Annotated in this window: 16 protein-coding genes; 3 read left to right on the top strand and 13 right to left on the bottom strand. The window is 69.0% G+C overall.

The window, feature by feature from the left end:
* Nucleotides 1-61: 61 nt before the first annotated feature.
* Nucleotides 62-1504 (top strand): exodeoxyribonuclease I, encoded by a 1443-nt coding sequence (sbcB, locus tag ACMGEZ_RS04260; protein WP_436821007.1) that lies wholly within the window; start codon nt 62-64, stop codon nt 1502-1504.
* 73 nt (nt 1505-1577) lie between these two features.
* Here the strand turns inward: sbcB and ACMGEZ_RS04265 are convergent, their stop codons facing one another.
* From ACMGEZ_RS04265 to ACMGEZ_RS04325, 13 genes are all read right to left on the bottom strand, one after another.
* Nucleotides 1578-2858 carry an amidohydrolase family protein gene (locus ACMGEZ_RS04265; RefSeq protein ID WP_436821008.1) on the bottom strand — a complete coding sequence of 427 codons (1281 nt, stop codon included), beginning with the start codon at nt 2856-2858 and terminating at the stop codon, nt 1578-1580.
* A gap of 2 nt (nt 2859-2860) precedes the next feature.
* Entirely contained in the window at nt 2861-3784 is a 924-nt protein-coding gene (locus tag ACMGEZ_RS04270; RefSeq protein ID WP_436821009.1) for an ABC transporter permease, read from the bottom strand.
* A 124-nt stretch (nt 3785-3908) separates the two neighbouring features.
* Nucleotides 3909-4970, bottom strand: a complete 1062-nt coding sequence (locus ACMGEZ_RS04275) for an ABC transporter permease (protein ID WP_436821010.1) — start codon at nt 4968-4970, stop codon at nt 3909-3911.
* A gap of 22 nt (nt 4971-4992) precedes the next feature.
* Nucleotides 4993-6510: an ABC transporter ATP-binding protein gene (locus tag ACMGEZ_RS04280; protein WP_436821011.1), complete on the bottom strand. Its 1518-nt coding sequence runs from the start codon at nt 6508-6510 to the stop codon at nt 4993-4995.
* An 8-nt stretch (nt 6511-6518) separates the two neighbouring features.
* The gene (locus tag ACMGEZ_RS04285) at nt 6519-7445 is read right to left on the bottom strand and encodes a 5'-methylthioadenosine/S-adenosylhomocysteine nucleosidase (RefSeq protein ID WP_436821012.1); all 927 of its coding nucleotides are present in this window, start codon (nt 7443-7445) and stop codon (nt 6519-6521) included.
* A 5-nt stretch (nt 7446-7450) separates the two neighbouring features.
* Nucleotides 7451-8452, bottom strand: a complete 1002-nt coding sequence (locus tag ACMGEZ_RS04290) for a BMP family protein (protein ID WP_436821013.1) — start codon at nt 8450-8452, stop codon at nt 7451-7453.
* A 121-nt stretch (nt 8453-8573) separates the two neighbouring features.
* Nucleotides 8574-9203 (bottom strand): uracil phosphoribosyltransferase, encoded by a 630-nt coding sequence (gene upp / locus ACMGEZ_RS04295; protein ID WP_436821014.1) that lies wholly within the window; start codon nt 9201-9203, stop codon nt 8574-8576.
* Nucleotides 9204-9238: 35 nt separating this feature from the next.
* Nucleotides 9239-10648 (bottom strand): URC4/urg3 family protein, encoded by a 1410-nt coding sequence (locus ACMGEZ_RS04300; protein ID WP_436821015.1) that lies wholly within the window; start codon nt 10646-10648, stop codon nt 9239-9241.
* Nucleotides 10645-11988 carry a GTP cyclohydrolase II gene (locus ACMGEZ_RS04305; protein ID WP_436821016.1) on the bottom strand — a complete coding sequence of 448 codons (1344 nt, stop codon included), beginning with the start codon at nt 11986-11988 and terminating at the stop codon, nt 10645-10647. Before ACMGEZ_RS04305 ends, ACMGEZ_RS04300 begins: the two co-directional genes overlap by 4 nt.
* A gap of 331 nt (nt 11989-12319) precedes the next feature.
* Complete coding sequence (locus ACMGEZ_RS04310; RefSeq protein WP_436821017.1) at nt 12320-12805, bottom strand: DoxX family protein; 486 nt, start codon at nt 12803-12805, stop codon at nt 12320-12322.
* Entirely contained in the window at nt 12802-13572 is a 771-nt protein-coding gene (locus tag ACMGEZ_RS04315) for an HvfC/BufC family peptide modification chaperone (protein ID WP_436821018.1), read from the bottom strand. The genes ACMGEZ_RS04310 and ACMGEZ_RS04315 overlap by 4 nt, the downstream gene beginning before the upstream one ends.
* A complete protein-coding gene (bufB, locus tag ACMGEZ_RS04320) occupies nt 13569-14420 on the bottom strand; it encodes an MNIO family bufferin maturase (protein ID WP_436821019.1) in 852 nt (283 codons plus the stop codon). The genes ACMGEZ_RS04315 and bufB overlap by 4 nt, the downstream gene beginning before the upstream one ends.
* A gap of 20 nt (nt 14421-14440) precedes the next feature.
* Nucleotides 14441-14731 carry a BufA1 family periplasmic bufferin-type metallophore gene (locus ACMGEZ_RS04325; RefSeq protein WP_436821020.1) on the bottom strand — a complete coding sequence of 97 codons (291 nt, stop codon included), beginning with the start codon at nt 14729-14731 and terminating at the stop codon, nt 14441-14443.
* A 176-nt stretch (nt 14732-14907) separates the two neighbouring features.
* On the opposite strand from ACMGEZ_RS04325, the gene ACMGEZ_RS04330 reads away from it, so the two are divergent.
* Together ACMGEZ_RS04330 and ACMGEZ_RS04335 are read left to right on the top strand one after the other, a co-directional pair.
* On the top strand, nt 14908-15462 hold the full coding sequence (locus ACMGEZ_RS04330; RefSeq protein ID WP_436821021.1) for a sigma-70 family RNA polymerase sigma factor: 555 nt from the start codon (nt 14908-14910) through the stop codon (nt 15460-15462).
* Entirely contained in the window at nt 15459-16100 is a 642-nt protein-coding gene (locus tag ACMGEZ_RS04335) for a DUF1109 domain-containing protein (protein WP_436821022.1), read from the top strand. The genes ACMGEZ_RS04330 and ACMGEZ_RS04335 overlap by 4 nt, the downstream gene beginning before the upstream one ends.
* The last annotated feature ends 8 nt before the right edge of the window (nt 16101-16108 follow it).

Genomic DNA, 16108 nt, shown 5'->3' on the forward strand with positions numbered 1-16108 from the left:
AACGACGCGAAGATCTCGCGAAGGACGCGAAAGCAAAAAGGCAAGAGGGAGAAAGCATTTGATGACGAAGCAGACTTTTCTTTGGCACGACTACGAGACCTTCGGCGTCGTGCCGCGGCGTGACCGGCCGGCGCAGTTCGCGGCCATTCGCACCGACGCCGAGCTCAACGAGGTCGGCGAGCCGCTGATGATCTATTGCAAGCCTGCGCCGGACTATCTGCCGAGTCCGGAGTCCTGCCTGATCACCGGCATCACGCCGCAGCTGTGCCTCGAGCGCGGACTTCCCGAGCACGAGTTCGCCGCGCAGATCGAAGCCGCGTTCTCGCAGCCCGGCACCATCGGCGTGGGCTACAACACCATCCGCTTCGACGACGAGGTGACGCGCTTCCTGTTCTGGCGCAATCTCATCGACCCCTACGCACGCGAGTGGCAGAACGACTGCGGCCGCTGGGACCTGCTCGATGTCGTGCGGCTGTGCTATGCGCTTCGGCCCGAGGGAATCGAGTGGCCGAAGAAGGACGACGGCTCCCAGAGCTTCAAGCTGGAAGACCTGGCGCGCGCCAACGGGCTGCTGCACGAGGCGGCGCACGATGCGCTGTCGGACGTACGCGCCACCATCGCGCTGGCGCGCCTCATCCGCACGCGCCAACCCAAGCTCTTCGATTTCGCGCTGGCGCTGCACAAGAAGGACCGCGTCGCTGCGGAGCTTGGGTTGCCGGCCATGCGCGAGACGGCGCGGCCCTTCCTGCATGTCTCGGGCATGTTCCCGGCCGAACGCGGCTGCCTGGCGGTCATGTGGCCGCTGGCGAGCCATCCGAGCAACAAGAACGAGCTGCTTGCCTGGGACCTCGCTCACGACCCGAGCGAACTGCGCGACCTCGACGTTGCGACCCTGCGCCTGCGCCTCTTCACGCGAAGCGCCGATCTGCCGGAAGGCGTGTTGCGCCTGCCCGTGAAGGGCGTGCACCTCAACAAGTCGCCGATGGTGGTCGGCAACCTGAAGACGCTGGCACCGGCCATGGCGACGCGCTGGGGCATCGACCTGGAGACGGCGATGCGTCACGCAGCGCTGGCGGCGGCCTTGCCCGACATGAGCGCCATCTGGCCGCAGGTCTACGAGCGGCCGCGCGAAGAGACGCCCGACGTCGACGAGGACCTGTATGGCGGCTTCGTCGGCAACGACGACCGGCGCCGGCTCACGCAACTGCGCGGCCTGTCGCCTGCCGAGCTGGCGCGCTCGCGCACCGGTTTCGACGACCCGCGGCTGGAGGAACTGGTGTTTCGCTACCTTGCCCGCAACTTTCCCGAAACGCTCGATGCCGAGCAGGCCGCGCGCTGGGAAGCGCACCGCGCGGCGCGTCTCCTCGAAGGCGCGGGCGGGGCGCGCAATGTCGATCAGCTCTTCGCCGAAATCGATGCGCTGGCCGAGACGGCCGACGAGCGTGGCGAGGAGATCCTCGGCGCCCTCTACGAATATGCCGAGGCCATCGCGCCTTCGACCTGAAGCAGGGGCGCACCCGGCCGACGTGCGCGTGTGGCGCCCGTCGCGCCGCTGAAATGACGACGATGCAAGACGCTCAGGCCTGCGAGGGCATCCAGCTGGTGGCGGCGGGCCGGTCCGGCAGATGCAGTGCTGCCGTCGCCGCCGGCGTCTGCGCCAACAGCCGGCCGCGACGCCAGACCTTGAGCCGCGGCGCACGCAGCCGGATCGCCTCGACGGGATCGCGCGCCTGCAGCAGCACGAAGCTCGCGTCGCAGCCCGCCTCCAGGCCGTAGCCCGGGAGCCCGAGCACCTTCGCGGCATTCGCCGTCACCGCGTCGAAGCATCGGCGGATGCCTTGCTGGCTGGTCATCTGCGCCACGTGCAGTCCCATGTGCGCCACCTCCAGCATGTCGCCCGAGCCCATGCCGTACCACGGGTCCATCACGCAGTCGTGGCCGAAGGCCACGTTCACGCCATGCGCCATCAGCTCGGGCACGCGGGTCATGCCGCGGCGCTTGGGGTAGGTGTCGTGCCGGCCCTGCAGCGTGATGTTGATCAGCGGATTGGCGACCACGCCGACGCCGGCTTCGGCGATCAGGGGCAGCAGCTTGCTCACGTAGTAGTTGTCCATCGAATGCATGGAGGTGCAGTGCGAGCCTGTCACGCGCCCCTGCAGCCCGAGCCGCTGCGCCTCGAAGGCCAGGGTCTCGATGTGGCGCGAGAGCGGGTCGTCCGACTCGTCGCAGTGCATGTCCACCGGCAGCCCGCGTTCGGCGGCGAGCTCGCACAGCAGCTTCACGCTGGCGGCACCATCGGCCATGGTGCGCTCGAAGTGCGGAATGCCGCCGACCACGTCCACGCCCTTGTCGAGGGCGCGCTTCAGGTTGTCGACGCCACCCGGCGTGCGCAGGACGCCGTCCTGCGGAAAGGCGACCAGCTGCAGCGTCAGGTAGGGTGCAACGCGCTTCCTGACCTCGAGCAGTGCGTCGACCGCGAGCAGGCTCGGGTCGCTGGTGTCCACATGGCTGCGGATCGCGAGCAAGCCCTTGGCCACGGCCCAGTCGCAATAGGCCATGGCGCGTTCGATCAGCGCCTCGGCGGTGAGCAGCGGCTTGAGCTCGCCCCACAGCGCGATGCCTTCGAGCAGCGTGCCGCTTTCGTTGATCCGCGGCAAGCCGTAGCTCAGCGTGGCATCCATGTGGAAGTGCGGATCGACGAAATGCGGCGCGACCAGCAGGCCCTGGGCGTCGAGCTTCTCGTGCGCCGGTGCGTCCAGGCCCGCCGTCACTTCGGCGATGCGGCCGTCCTGCACGGCGATGGACATGCCGTCGCGCCCGTCGGGGAGCGTGGCGTTGTGGACGAGCATATCGAGCATGTTCAGCGTTCTCCCTTGCGGTAAGGCTTCATGAGCGCCTGCGGATAGCCGGCCTTGCGCGCCACCAGCACCAGCGCCACGATCGACAGCACATAGGGCAGCATCAGGTACAGCTGATAGGGCAGCAGCGCGTCGCCCGATTGTTGCAGCCGCAGCTGCAGCGCGTCGAAGAAGGCGAACAGCAGGGCGCCCAGCAAGGCCTTGCCCGGCCGCCACGAGGCGAACACCACCAGTGCCACGCAGATCCAGCCGCGGCCGTTCACCATGTTGAAGAAGAAGGCATTGAAGGCCGAGAGCGTGAGGAAGGAGCCCGCCACGCCCATCAGCGCCGAGCCCGCGACGATCGCGCCCGTGCGCACGGCCGCGACCGACACGCCCTGGCCCTCGGCCGCCTGCGGGTTCTCGCCGACCATCCGCAACGCCAGCCCCAGCGGCGTTCGGTGGAGCACATAGGCGAGCAGCGGCACCAGCAGCAGCGCCAGCAGCGTGAGCGGGGTCTGCGCATCGAGCACCGGGATGGGGAGCCACTCCATCGGCGCGAAGGGCGTGACGGTGGGCGGCGTGTTCACCCTCGGGAAGCTCACCCGGTAACCGTAGTAGCTGAGCGCCGTTGCCAGCAGCGTGATGCCCAGGCCCGACACGTGCTGCGACAGCGCGAGGCCCACGGTCAGCAAGGCATGCAGCAGCCCGAACACCGCGCCGGTAAGCGCCGCCACCGCCACGCCTGCCCACAGCGGCGCACCGGCATACACCGCGAGCCAGCCGGCGAAGGCGCCCGCGACCATGATGCCCTCGATGCCGAGGTTCAACACGCCCGCACGCTCGCACAGCAGCACGCCCAGCGTGCCGAAGATCAGCGGCGTGGCGATGCGCAGCACCGCCACCCAGAAGGCCTGGTTGACAAGAATATCGGCCCAGTCGTTCATTTCAGTGTGGCAAGCCTCGCCGGTCCAGCGAACACCGCGGAACCGGCTTTGCCGGGGCGCTGGTGTTGCCCCCGGAAAGGCGGTTGGTCGGACCACACGGAGTGGGAGAGCCTGGGGGAGAGTTTCATTTCCATCTCACCCTGTACTGGGTCAGCAGCGTGGCCACCAGCACCGCGATCAGCGACGCCGCGACGATCACGTCGGCGATATAGGTCGGCACGCCGATGGCGCGGCTCATCGTGTCGGCCCCCACCTGCACGCCGGCCACGAACACGCCCGCGGCCAGCACGGCCAGCGGATGCAGCCCGGCCAGCATCGCGATCACGATGCCGCTGTAGCCGTAGCCCGGCGACAGGTCCAGCGTGACATAGCTGGTGCGGCCGGCGACCTCGATCGCGCCGGCCAGCCCGGCCAAGGCGCCGGAGATCAAGGCCACCAGCACCACGGTGCGCGTGACCGGCACGCCGGCAAAGGCCGCGGCACGCGCGTTGGCGCCGAGGGCGCGGATGTCGAAGCCGGCCACCGTGTACTTGAACAGGACCCAGGCCAGCACCGCCAGCGCGCCGGCCCACAGCAGGCCCGTGTGGACGCGGGTTTGGGCGACCATCCTGCTCAGCTCGAGCTCCGGCTGCAGCGACACGCTCTGCGGCCAGCCCATCGCCGTCGGATCCTTCATCGGACCGTCGAGCAGGGCGGAAACCGCCAGCAGCACGATGAAGTTCATCAGCAGCGTGGTCACCACCTCGTCGACGCCCAGCCTGTTCTTCATCAGCGCGGGCCCGAGCAGCAATAGCGCGCCGACGCAGGCGGCGGCCGCCATCATCAAGGGGAACAGCAGCCAGGGCGGCAATGCGAAGCCTGTGCCGCCATGCAGTCCGCCCACCGCCACTGCGGCCAGCGCGCCGCCATAGAACTGTCCCTCCGCGCCGATGTTGAAGAGGCGGGCCTTGAAGGCCACGGTGGCCGCCAGGCCGGTGAGGATCAGCGGCGTGGCGCGCGTCAGCGTCTCGCTCCACGCGAAGACCGAGCCGAAGCCGCCCTGCAGCAGCAGCGCATAGGTGCGGCCCACCGGCGCTCCGGCCCACAGCACCAGCAGTGCGCTGACCAGCAGCGTGAAGGCGATTGCGCCCACGGGCGCCAGCAGCAGTGCAACCCGCGAGGTCTCGTGGCGGTGCTCCAGCCTCATGGATGTGGCTCCGGCGCTGCGCTCATGCACCCGCCATCGCAAGCCCAATGGCCTCGCGCGTCCAGGCCGAGGCAACGCGCGGCTCGCCGAGCCGCCCGCCGTGCATCACCGCGACGCGATCGCCCAGCGCGAGCACCTCGTCGAGGTCATCGGAGATCAGCAGCACCGCGGCGCCGGCATCGCGCGCCGCGATCAGCTGCTGCTGCACGTAGACGACGGCCCCGATGTCCAGGCCCCAGGTGGGCTGGTGCGCGACGATCAGGCGCGCGGTCTTGTTCTGTGCCGCATCGGGCGCGAGCAGCGCCCGCCCGAGGATCAGCTTCTGCATGTTGCCGCCCGAGAGCGCGCGCGCCGGTGCGTCCAGCCCCGCGCCGCGCACGTCGAAGGCCTGCTCGATGCGACGCGCATGGGCACGCGCCGCGGCCCGCCGCACCCAGAACCAGCGCGAGAAGGCCGCGCTGCGAAGTCGCTCCGACACCGCGTTCTCCCAGACCGGCAGGTCGCCCACCAGGCCGACCGCGTGCCGGTCCTCCGGAATGCGAGCCACCCCGCGCCGGACCAGGCGCGCGGGAGAGGGAGGCAGGGCCCGCCCCATCAACTGCACGCTGCCGCCGGTGGCGCGGCGGGTGCCGGCGAGCAGTTCCGCCAGCGCGACCTGGCCATTGCCCGAAACGCCAGCCACGGCCGTGATCTCGCCGGCGCGCAGGCTCAAAGAGACATCGAGCAGCCGGTCATGTCCCTCGCCGGCGGTGCGTACATGGTCGAGCACGCATACCGCGTCGCCCACCTGCCGCGCGGGCGTGCGCTTCACGCCTTCGACCGCATGGCCGACCATCCACAGCGCCAGCTGCGCCGCTGTCGTGTCGCGCGTGAGCGCCTCCGCCACCAGCTTGCCGCCGCGCAGCACGGCCACGCGGTGCGAGACGCGCAGCACCTCGTCCAGCTTGTGGCTGATGAAGATGATCGAGAGTCCGCCGGCCACCATCTGCGAGAGCGTTCGGAACAGCGCCTCGCTTTCCTGCGGCGTGAGCACGGCGGTGGGCTCGTCGAGGATCAGGATGCGCGCGCCGCGGTACAGCGCCTTGAGGATCTCCACCCGCTGCCGTTCGCCCACCGACAGGCTGCCGACAAGGGCGTCCGGCTGCACCGGCAGGCCGAAGCGTTGCGACACCTCGAGCAGCCTGGCCCGCGCGGCGCCGCGGCGCGAGAACGGCTGCCACAACGGCTCGGTCCCCATCGTCACGTTGTCGAGCACGCCGAGGTTGTCGGCCAGCGTGAAGTGCTGGTGCACCATGCCGATGCCCGCCGCCAGCGCCGCCTTGGGCTGGCCGGGCGCGAGCGGCCGACCGAAGACCTCGATGCCGCCTTCGTCGGCGGTGTAGTGCCCGAAGAGGATCGACATCAGCGTGGACTTGCCGGCGCCGTTCTCGCCCAGCAGCGCGAGCACCTCGCCGGCACCGAGCTCGAGCGAGATCGCATCGTTGGCGACCAGCGTGCCGAAGCGCTTGGTGATGCCGCGCAGCGACAGGACGGAGCTCAACCGCGGCCCTATTTCCAGCCTGCGAGGAAGGCCAGCAGAACCTTCGCCGAGTTGTCCGCCGCCAGGCCCATGAAGGTGCCCATTTCGTTCTCGCCATCGCCGCCGCCTGCGAGGTCGCTGAGCGAGCGGAAGGCGATGTAGGGCACGCCGTTGCTGTAGGCGACCATGCCGACTGCCGCGGTCTCCATGTCCAGGACGTTGGCCTGGAAGGTCTTGTACGTGTATTCGCGGAAAGCCTTGTTGTCCATGAAGGCCTGGCCCGAGACGCCGTTGCCGCCCACCACCAGCTGCGGCTTGCGGCGCAGGCACTGGCCGGACTTGCAGTCCGCGAGCTCCACACCGCGGATGCTCCGCGCCACCTCCAGCATCTGCGGATCGGCCTCGAACCAGAACTTCCTGCTGGGCTCCGGCTTCGTCGCCGAGCGCACCTCCACGGGTCGCGGATGCATCATGCCGAAGGCGGGCAGGGTGGCGTCCTTCATCCAGGGGGGTGTCGCATAGCGGCCTGGCGCGACCTCGCGCGCCATCAGCACCTCGAGATACTGGCCCCACTGCACCGGCACCGTCACGTCGCCGATATGCAACTGCGGATTGACGCCACCGGCGATACCGCTGAACACCAGGTGCGTGACGCGGAAACGGTCGAGCACCAGTTGCGTGTTCATCGCCGCGTTGGTCATGCTGATGCCGGAAAGGAAAAGCACCACCGGCTTGCCCTCGAGCGTGCCGGTCGTGAACGCGACGCCGTTGACGCTGTACTTCTTCGCATCCTGAAGGCGCGCCAGCAGCAATGCGAGCTCGGGCTGGAAAGCCGAGATCACGGCCATGCGCGGCGTGTCGTCGAGCCGAACCGAGCCCGAATCGCGCGCCGGGCTGGTTCCCGCGCAGCCCGCCAGCCCGGCGGCCAGTGCGCAGGCCAGAAGAAGACGGCGCAAGCCCTTCACCTGGCGGTCGATTTCGGCTGGCTGTCGTCCACCTTCACGGTGAACTTGCCCGCAAGGATGTCGGCTTCCTTGGCCTTGACCTTGGCGATGATCTCGGCCGGCACCTTCTTCTCGAAAGTGCCCAGCGGCGCCAGTTCGGAGCCCTTGTGCTTCATCATCGAATACGGGCCGTAGTCCTCGGCGACGAACTTGCCTTCCTTCACCAGCTTGATCGCCCGGTCGGCCGAGGGCTCGAAGTGCCAGAGCGCCGAGGCGACCACGGTGTCGGGGTACTTGTCCTGCGTGTTGATCACGTTGCCGATGGCGAGCTTGCCCTTTTCCTTGGCCGCGTCGCTCACGCCGAAGCGCTCGGCATACATCACGTCGGCGCCCTTGTCGATCATCGCGAAGGCGGCCTCCTTGGCCTTCGGCGGATCGAACCAGCTGTTGATGAAGCTGACGCTGAACTCCACCTTCGGGTTGGTCTCCTTCGCGCCGGCCATGAAGGCATTCATCAACCGGTTGACCTCGGGGATGGGGAAGCCGCCCACCATCCCGATCTTGTTGGTCTTGGTCATGCCGCCGGCGATCATGCCGGAGAGATAGGCCGGCTCCTGGATGTAGTTGTCGAAGACGGAGAAGTTGGGCGCCTGGGGCTTGAGCGACGAGCCCATCAGGAAGGCCGTCTTGGGGAAGTCCTTGGCGACCTTGCGCGCCGCCGCCTCGACCCCGAACACCTCGCCCAGGATCAGCTGGTTGCCGGCCTGCGCGTACTCGCGCATCACGCGTTCGTAGTCGGCGTTGGCGACGTTCTCGGTGGCCTTGTACTCGATCTCGCCGCGCGCTTCTGCCGCTTTCAGGGCCTTGTGGATGCGGCCGACCCATTGCTGCTCGAAGGGCACGGTGTAGACCGCCGCCACCTTGAGCTTGGCCTGCGCGAGCGCAAGGCCGGGTGCGCCGGCCGCGAGCGCTGCGGCAAGGGCGACGGAACGGACGATCAGGTGGCGACGTAATGACACAGGCTTCTCCTCAAGTTGCGATTTGTTCGGGGAACACCGCGGAACCGGCTTCGCCGGGCCGCTGGTGTTGCCCCCGGTAGGGGGGGCGGCTACACGAAGTGAGCCAACCTGGGGGCGAGCATCATTTGGTGCCGAAGATGCGGTCGCCTGCGTCTCCGAGCCCAGGGAGGATATAGCCGTGGTCGTTGAGCTCGCGGTCGATCGCCGCGGTGTAGATGGGCACATCCGGGTGCGCGCTCTGGAAGGTCTCGATGCCCTCGGGGCAGGTCAGCAGGCAGACGAACTTGATGGACTTCGGACTCAGCTCCTTGAGCCGCTCCACCGCGGCCACCGCCGAGTTGCCGGTGGCCAGCATGGGGTCGACCACGATGGCATCGCGCTCCTCCATGCCGCCGGGCATCTTGAAGTAGTACTCCACCGCGGTCAGCGTCTTGGGGTCGCGGTACAGGCCGATGTGGCCCACGCGCGCGCCGGGCACCACGCTGAGCATGCCGTCGAGGATGCCGGTGCCGGCGCGCAGGATGGAGACGAGCACCACCTTCTTGCCGTCGATCACCTTGGCGTTCATGGTCTCGAGCGGGGTCTCGATCTCGATGTCCTGCATCGGCATGTCGCGCGTGACCTCGTAGGCCATCAGCATGCTGATCTCGTTGAGGAGGCGCCGGAAGCTGTTGGTGCTGGCCTCCTTGCGGCGCATCAGCGTGAGCTTGTGCTGGACGAGGGGGTGGTCGACGAGGTGGACGTTGCTCATGGTGGGCTGGAAAGCGTTTCGAGAAAGTGGGGAGTCTAGAAGACGGTGCCGTCGCTCTCGATGCGCAAGGGTGGCGTACCGCTACGCAAGCGCTGTGCCAGTACGCGGCCCGCAGCCCAGGTGCCGCCTTCGAGCACGCGGGCGAGCGGCAGCTCTTCCTCGCTGCGATCCAGCACCTTGCGCACGCGGCCCGCCAGCTCGTCGAGCAGCGCGATGGTCAGCGCGCGCCATTCGACGACGAACTCGTCGCCCACCTTCCAGGTGCGCTCCAGCATGGCCTTGTCCCGGGGCACGATGACCCCGCTGTCGATCAGCAGGCCGCCGTTGCGATACTCCGGCAGGGCGGTCAGCGCCTCGAGATGGCGCACCTTGACGCCGGCCCACTCGAAGGGCTCGATGAGCGAGTAGGCGAGCCACTGCGAGAGCTTGTGAAAGGGCATCCAGCCGTCGGTGAGCCCTGGGCCGCGCACCGCGCTGTGCCGCCAGCAGTCGCCCAGCGCGAGCACCGGCTCGTTCGGCGCAACGCCGCCCACCGCGTCGCCGGGACCCGTTGCGCCCAGGCCGATCACGTTGGCGGTGGGCCAGATGCGCGACAGCGATTCCAGCAGCAGCGTCAGGATGTCGTGCGCGCCGACCTCGGCCGTGGGCGGTATGTTCGGCCCGAGCGGACTGACCAGCGCATCCAGCATGCCGCTCGGGCGGCCCGGATCGCCGAAGGTCTCCGGCTGCTCGCTCATGGCTTCGCCGAGCCGGCGCAGCAGCGTGGCCCGCCCGCGCACGCCGACCAGTTGGTTGACGTCGCTCACCTGCAAGGCATCGGCCAAGCGGTCGGTCACCAGGTTGCGCAGGCCGGCGGCGTCGGCTTGCAGCGGCCGGTCGGGGTCGGACGAGAACAGCCCCCCGGTGAAGGCATGGAAGCTCGCCACGGCGAGGCCTTCGGAGCGCGTGAAGCGCTGGCCCGTGGCCGGCTCGGTGTAGTGCCAGTAGGGGCCTGCACCCGCATCGAGCAGCACGCTCACCAGCACCAGGTCGATGTGGGCGCGGGCGCGCAGCGAGGGCTCGACAGGGCCGAGCAGCCGGTCGAGTTCCTGCAGCCGGTCCACCCCGCCGGCCTCGAAGTGGCGCCAGCGGCTGTGGAAGGGAATGGCGCCCGAGCCGTAGCGCTCGCGCGTTACCTCCGCCACGGTTCGTGCCGTCTCCGCGAGCGCGTCTTCGTCGCCGATGGTGAACCACTGGGACTCGCCGCGTCGGGCGCGCGCCAGCAGAGCGTTCGCGCGGATGCGGATCGCACGCGTGGTGCGCAGGAAGGCGGCAGCCCCGGCCGGCCGGGTCGTGTCCTCCACGAACTCGAGCGCCGGGTCGACATGGCCCTGCGCATCGGCGTGGCGCACCGCGGCATTGGAGGTGGCGCGATCCGGGTCGAGCCCATAGATGTTCTTGCTCATGTATCGAGGGTCCTTCCCTTGGCCTTCTTGAGTTCTTCGGCGTCCGGCACGACGCCTGGCGTGAAGTAGCCGGCCGCCATCTTGGCGTCCATCTCGACACGCGCGTCGGCGGGGATCAGCTCGTCGGGGATGTTCACCCGCTCGCCGATCTCGATGCCCGAGCCGGCGATGGCGTCGAACTTCATGTTGCTCATCGACACCAGGCGGTGGATCTTGCGGATGCCCAGCCAATGGAAGACATCGGGCATCAGCTCCTGGAAGCGCATGTCCTGCACGCCGGCCACGCACTCGGTGCGCGCGAAGTACTGGTCGGCCGTGTCGCCGCCGACCTGGCGCTTGCGCGCGTTGTAGACCAGGAACTTCGTCACCTCGCCGAGCGCCCGGCCTTCCTTGCGCGAGTAGGCGATGAGGCCCACCCCGCCGCGCTGCGCGCCGCGGATGCACTCCTCGATGGCATGCGTGAGGTACGGCCGGCAGGTGCAGATGTCGGAGCCGAAGACGTCGGAGCCGTTGCACTCGTCGTGGATGCGGGCCGTGAGCTCGACCTCGGGGTTGGCCAGGTCGCGCGGGTTGCCGAAGATGTAGAGCGTCTGGCCGCCGATGGGCGGCAGGAAGACCTCGAGGTCGGAGCGGGTCACGAGCTCGGGGTACATGCCGCCGGTTTCCTCGAAGAGCACGCGGCGCAGGTCGGTCTCGGAGCAGCCGAAGCGCCGGGCCACCTCGGGCAGGTACCAGACGGGTTCGATCGCGGCCTTGGTGACGATGGCCGCGCCGCCGGGCGTGAGGAACTTGCCGTCGGCCTTCAAGCGGCCTTTCTGCAGCCCCTCGATGACCTCGGGCAGGATCACGTGCGCCTTGGTGATCGCGATGGTGGGACGGATGTCGTAGCCGGCCGCCAGTTCCGCCGCGAAGACATCGGCCACCACTGCGCCCCAGGGGTCGAGCGAGACGATGCGGCCCGGCTCGCTCCATTGCGGGTAGGGCCCGATCGCGTCGGTGGGCGCGGTGTTGGTCAGGTCGGCCTTGTGCTCGCGCTTGAGCGCGCCGGCCGCCACGGCCAGCGCCCGGTAGACGCTGTAGGAGCCGCTGTGCGTGCCGATCACGTTGCGGTGCGCGCGCTTGGTGGTGGTGCCTACCACCGGCCCGCGCTCGGCGGGCGTGGCAGCGCCCCACTGGATAGGCAGCGCACCCATGCCGCCCGCATGCGAGGTCAGGCGGATGTGCGGGCGCTGCGGGGACGAAGCGCCCGGCGAAACGGATGCAGGCGCGGGGGAAGAGGGCTCGGAGGGATTCGGGGAAAGCGTCGGCGAGGAAGGAGTCGGAATGGCGTCAACGGACATTGCAGGCCCTCAAAAAACACAATGTAGCGAGGGCTTCTGCGGCTGGCAAGCCGCGGGCTGCGGGGCTAGGGCCTGTTAACGCTATGCAAGGGGTCGCGTTGCCCCGCAAAGGGGCTGGATGCAAGGCGCCCGCGCGCAGCAAGGCTTTCCGCCTTGCAAGCGCGGGCAACGCCGCAGACGGCCCCTTTGCGGGGCAACCCGAAGGGAAGCTCACCACAGCCCGCCCCTCGGCGTTGCGCTCCTTGTGTGTGCGCATGCACGCACGGCGTCGCGCGCCTTGATGGGCGGGCTGTGGTGAGCTTCGCGACCCCTTGCATAGCGTTAACAGGCCCTAGGCGATGCGCAACGCCCGGTCGAGAGCCAGCGCGCCACCGCCGCGCCCGACGAGGTAGAGCAGCAGCGCCGCCCACGAGAGGTGCGTGGGCCACGCGTCGGGATACACGAAGACCTGGATCACCAGCGTCATGCAAAGCAGCGCGAGTGCCGAGAGGCGGGTGAACAGGCCCAGCACCAGCAGCACCGGAAACAGGTGCTCGGCGTAGGCCGCGAGATGCGCTGCGAGCTCGGGCGGCAGCAGCGGCAGCTTGTACTCGGTGCGGAACAGCTCGTACACGCTGGGCGTCAGCGTCAGGAAGCCCTCGACCTTCGTGCGGCCCGAGAGAAAGAAGATGGCGGCGATGCCCACGCGCGTGGCCAGCGCCAGCAGGTCGTGCGGGACGAGGCGCGTGAGCAGCTCGGCGAGCCGGTTCCAGCGTGCGCGAAGGCCGTGCGCGCCGGCGGGTGCGAAGTGGGCAGATTCGGCGGTGTTCGAGCTCATGGGACGCTTTCGGTGGAAGGGTCGGGGCTGGTGGTGAAGGCACCGGCGCGCAGCAGGGCTTCGAGCAGCGCCGCGATGTCGCAATCGGCATCGAGAGCCAAGGCCTGCTCGGCGGCCTCGCCCAACGGCAGGCCGGCGGCGCAGGCATCGAGGAAGGCGCAGCCGGCTTGGCCGACAGGACGCCAGGTCACTGCGCCGGCTGGTCGCGTGAGGAGCGCGCCTTCCCCATGCCACGCGAGTTCTTCGTCTGCATCGTCGCCGTCGCCGCGGTTGCGCGCCCAGATGCTGTAGATGGGTTGCTCGTCGAACCATGCCCAACGGGTCGCGGGGTGAAGGCGCAGCACCAGGGCCGCAAGCCGCCGGGGCGCATGGCGCGCCAGCCATGCCGGGTCGAGCAATGGCGCGTCTTCAGCTGCGTGGACCTCGCGCCACAGCGCGTCGAGGCGTGCGACATCCGGCAGGTAGGGCAACTCGGCGGCGGGCTCGAAGTGCTGGAGGAAATCGGCGAAGCCCTCGCCGTAATGCAGCAGACGTCCATCGGCTGGCGGGCTCTGCGCCGCGTGCAGCGCGGCCGCGGCACGGAACCATTCGCGGCCCACCAGCCGCGCGACCGCAGGGAAATTGCTTTCGAGTGCGTCGATGCAACCCTTCATCACAGTGTTGCGGTAGACCGCGAAGGCGGGCTGCGCGGCGAGCCGTCGCACGGCGGGGTCCGTTACCGTCTCCGGCGCGAACAGGGCGTTGGCAAAGGCCTCCTGGAAGCTCATGGCCGCGCCTCCGTGGCGCTCGTGCTTTCGCGCAGAGCGGTCTCGGCGATGCTGCGTTCCGTCATCAGCGTATCGAAGGAAGGCACGTTGCCGTCGCGCTCGATCAGCGTCGGCCGCGGGCCGGCACGATCGATGAAGCGGCGATAGAGGCGCCAGACCTCGGGCGCGATCGGCGCATCGTGCGAGTCGATCAGCAGGGCCTCGCCGAGCGCCGGGTCCTGCGAATGGCCGGCGAGATGGATCTCGCTGACCAGCGGCGCCGGGAAACGGTCCACCCAGCCCTCGGCCGAGTAGCCCAGGTTGCGGGCCGACACATGCACGTTGTTGATGTCCAGCAGCAGCGTGCAGCCGGTGCGGCGCGCCAGCTCCTCCAGGAAGTCGATCTCGTCCCACGCGTGGCCATCGAATCGCAGGTAGTGGGAGGGGTTCTCGATAGCGATCGCCCTGGCCAGCGCGTCCTGCGCCCGGCCGATGTTCGCCGCGATGCGATGAAGGGCCTCGGTGCTGCGCGCGAAGGGCAGCAGGTCGGGAACGTAGTGGCCGTTCCAGGACGACCACGCCAGGTGTTCGGAGATCAGCGCGGGCCGGATGCGCTCGGCGAGCGCGACCAGCCGGCGCAGGTGCGCGGCATCCGGCGCGCACTCGCCCGCGAGCGACAGCGAAACGCCGTGCAGCGAGACGGGATGCCGTTCGCGCACCGCCTCGAGCCAGCCGAGCCGCGGTCCGCCCGCCACCATGTAGTTCTCGGGATGCACCTCGAACCACAGGCCCTCGACCCGGGCCGCCACGGCGGCGTCGTAGTGCTCGGCCTTGAGGCCGAGGCCGGCCGTGAGCGCGGGAAAGGACATGGGTGAACGGGTGGCTTGGATCAGGACTTGATCGGCGTCAGCGAGCCCGTGCCCTTCGGTGTCTTGATGCTGGTGCAGGTGCCGGCCGGCACGTTCTTCCAGGCGTTGCCCTGGTAGTCCACCTTGGAGGTACCCGCGCAGGTGGTGCCGGGGCCGGCGGCGCAGTCGTTCTTGCCGGCCATCGAGACGCCGTAGCATTTTTCCATCGCAGCCGCTTTGTCTGGCATCGGCTTCTTGTCCTGGGCCATGGCGGAACCGGCGGCGAGCGCGCCGAGGGTGAGGGCGGTGATGGCGAGGGGACGAGTGATCATGGAACGTGCTCCAGTGGTTGAGTGAAGATTGCAACCGCACCATCCGGCGCAGTCGGTTTCTACTTCGCGGCCTGCGCGAGCCGGGTTACAGCGCACGGCACAATCCGCCCGATTTTCTTTTTTCGCGCCGGCCGTAACCGGCGGAGCCGAAAGCACGAATGACCAGTGGGAGCCCGATGGCAAAGAGCGACGCGGAGACGGTGCTGCACGAGCTGTTCGTGCGCGGCCTGGATGGCGATGCGCAGGCCTATCACGTCTTCCTGCAGAAGCTCAGTGCACACCTGCGCGCCTTTCTGGCCAGGCGCCTGTTCGGCTGGCCCGATGAAGTGGAAGACCTTGTCCAGGAATGCCTGCTCGCCATGCACAACCAGCGCCATACCTACCAGAGCGACCAGCCGCTGACGGCGTGGGTGCATGCGATTGCGCGCTACAAGATGATCGACCTGCTGCGCGCCAAATCAGGCCGAGAGGCACTGCACGACCCGCTCGATGACGAGCTCGCCGTGTTCGCGGATTCGGCCACCGAGGCCAGCGATGCGCGCCGCGACCTGGCCGGCTTGCTCGACACCTTGCCCGACCGGCACCGGGTGCCGATCGTGCACGTCAAGCTCGAAGGCCTCTCGGTGGCCGAGACCGCGCGCCTGACCGGCATGTCGGAATCGGCGGTCAAGGTGGGCATCCATCGCGGGCTGAAGGCGTTGGCATTGAAGATCGGAAAGTCCTCATCATGAAAACAGACGAGCTTGTGGCTTTGCTGGCGACTCGCGCAGAGCCGGTGCCGCGGCACGCCGCCGCGCGGCGCCTTGCACTCGCACTCGCGGTCGGCCTGCCGATCTCGATCGCCGTGATGGCCTTCGAGTACGGCGTGCGGCGCGATCTTGTGCAGACCATGTTCTGGCCGATGTTCTGGGTCAAGCTGCTGTTCCCGGCGTGCATCGCCGTCGCCGGCTTCGTGGTCGTGCAGCGGCTGGCGCGTCCCGGGGTGCGCGTGCGCGCCGCGTGGCTGGGCCTGGCGGTGCCGGTTCTGCTGGTGTGGGCGCTGGGAATGGCGACCTGGCTGACGGCGCCGCTCGACGAGCGCGCGGCCATGGTGTGGGGGCAGAGCTGGCGCAGCTGCGCCCTCAGCATCGCGTTGATCTCGCTGCCGGTGTTCGTGGCTTCCCTGGTGGCGCTGAAGGGCCTCGCGCCGACCCGGCCAGCGCTGGCCGGTGCCGCGGCCGGTGCGATGTCGGCGGGGGCGGGGGCTGCGGTCTATGCCTTGCACTGCCAGGAGCTGGCGGCGCCGTTCCTGGCGATCTGGTATGTGATGGGGATGGCGCTGCCGGTGGTGGCGGGGGCGCTTATTGGGCAGCGGCTGCTGAGGTGGTGAGTTCGGGC

It is taken from the genome of Variovorax stachyos, from assembly GCF_051400855.1.
Classification (GTDB): Bacteria; Pseudomonadota; Gammaproteobacteria; order Burkholderiales; family Burkholderiaceae_C; genus Variovorax.

Bases quoted from the DNA above. Each gene is read 5' to 3' on its own strand.
- ACMGEZ_RS04300 (WP_436821015.1), bottom strand. From the start codon at position 10,648: ATGAGCAAGAACATCTATGGGCTCGACCCGGATCGCGCCACCTCCAAT.
- ACMGEZ_RS04315 (WP_436821018.1), bottom strand. From the start codon at position 13,572: ATGAGCTTCCAGGAGGCCTTTGCCAACGCCCTGTTCGCGCCGGAGACG.
- bufB (WP_436821019.1), bottom strand. From the start codon at position 14,420: ATGTCCTTTCCCGCGCTCACGGCCGGCCTCGGCCTCAAGGCCGAGCAC.
- ACMGEZ_RS04270 (WP_436821009.1), bottom strand. From the start codon at position 3,784: ATGAACGACTGGGCCGATATTCTTGTCAACCAGGCCTTCTGGGTGGCG.
- sbcB (WP_436821007.1), top strand. From the start codon at position 62: ATGACGAAGCAGACTTTTCTTTGGCACGACTACGAGACCTTCGGCGTC.
- ACMGEZ_RS04305 (WP_436821016.1), bottom strand. From the start codon at position 11,988: ATGTCCGTTGACGCCATTCCGACTCCTTCCTCGCCGACGCTTTCCCCG.
- ACMGEZ_RS04265 (WP_436821008.1), bottom strand. From the start codon at position 2,858: ATGCTCGATATGCTCGTCCACAACGCCACGCTCCCCGACGGGCGCGAC.
- ACMGEZ_RS04335 (WP_436821022.1), top strand. From the start codon at position 15,459: ATGAAAACAGACGAGCTTGTGGCTTTGCTGGCGACTCGCGCAGAGCCG.
- ACMGEZ_RS04325 (WP_436821020.1), bottom strand. From the start codon at position 14,731: ATGATCACTCGTCCCCTCGCCATCACCGCCCTCACCCTCGGCGCGCTC.
- upp (WP_436821014.1), bottom strand. From the start codon at position 9,203: ATGAGCAACGTCCACCTCGTCGACCACCCCCTCGTCCAGCACAAGCTC.
- ACMGEZ_RS04310 (WP_436821017.1), bottom strand. From the start codon at position 12,805: ATGAGCTCGAACACCGCCGAATCTGCCCACTTCGCACCCGCCGGCGCG.
- ACMGEZ_RS04330 (WP_436821021.1), top strand. From the start codon at position 14,908: ATGGCAAAGAGCGACGCGGAGACGGTGCTGCACGAGCTGTTCGTGCGC.
- ACMGEZ_RS04275 (WP_436821010.1), bottom strand. From the start codon at position 4,970: ATGAGGCTGGAGCACCGCCACGAGACCTCGCGGGTTGCACTGCTGCTG.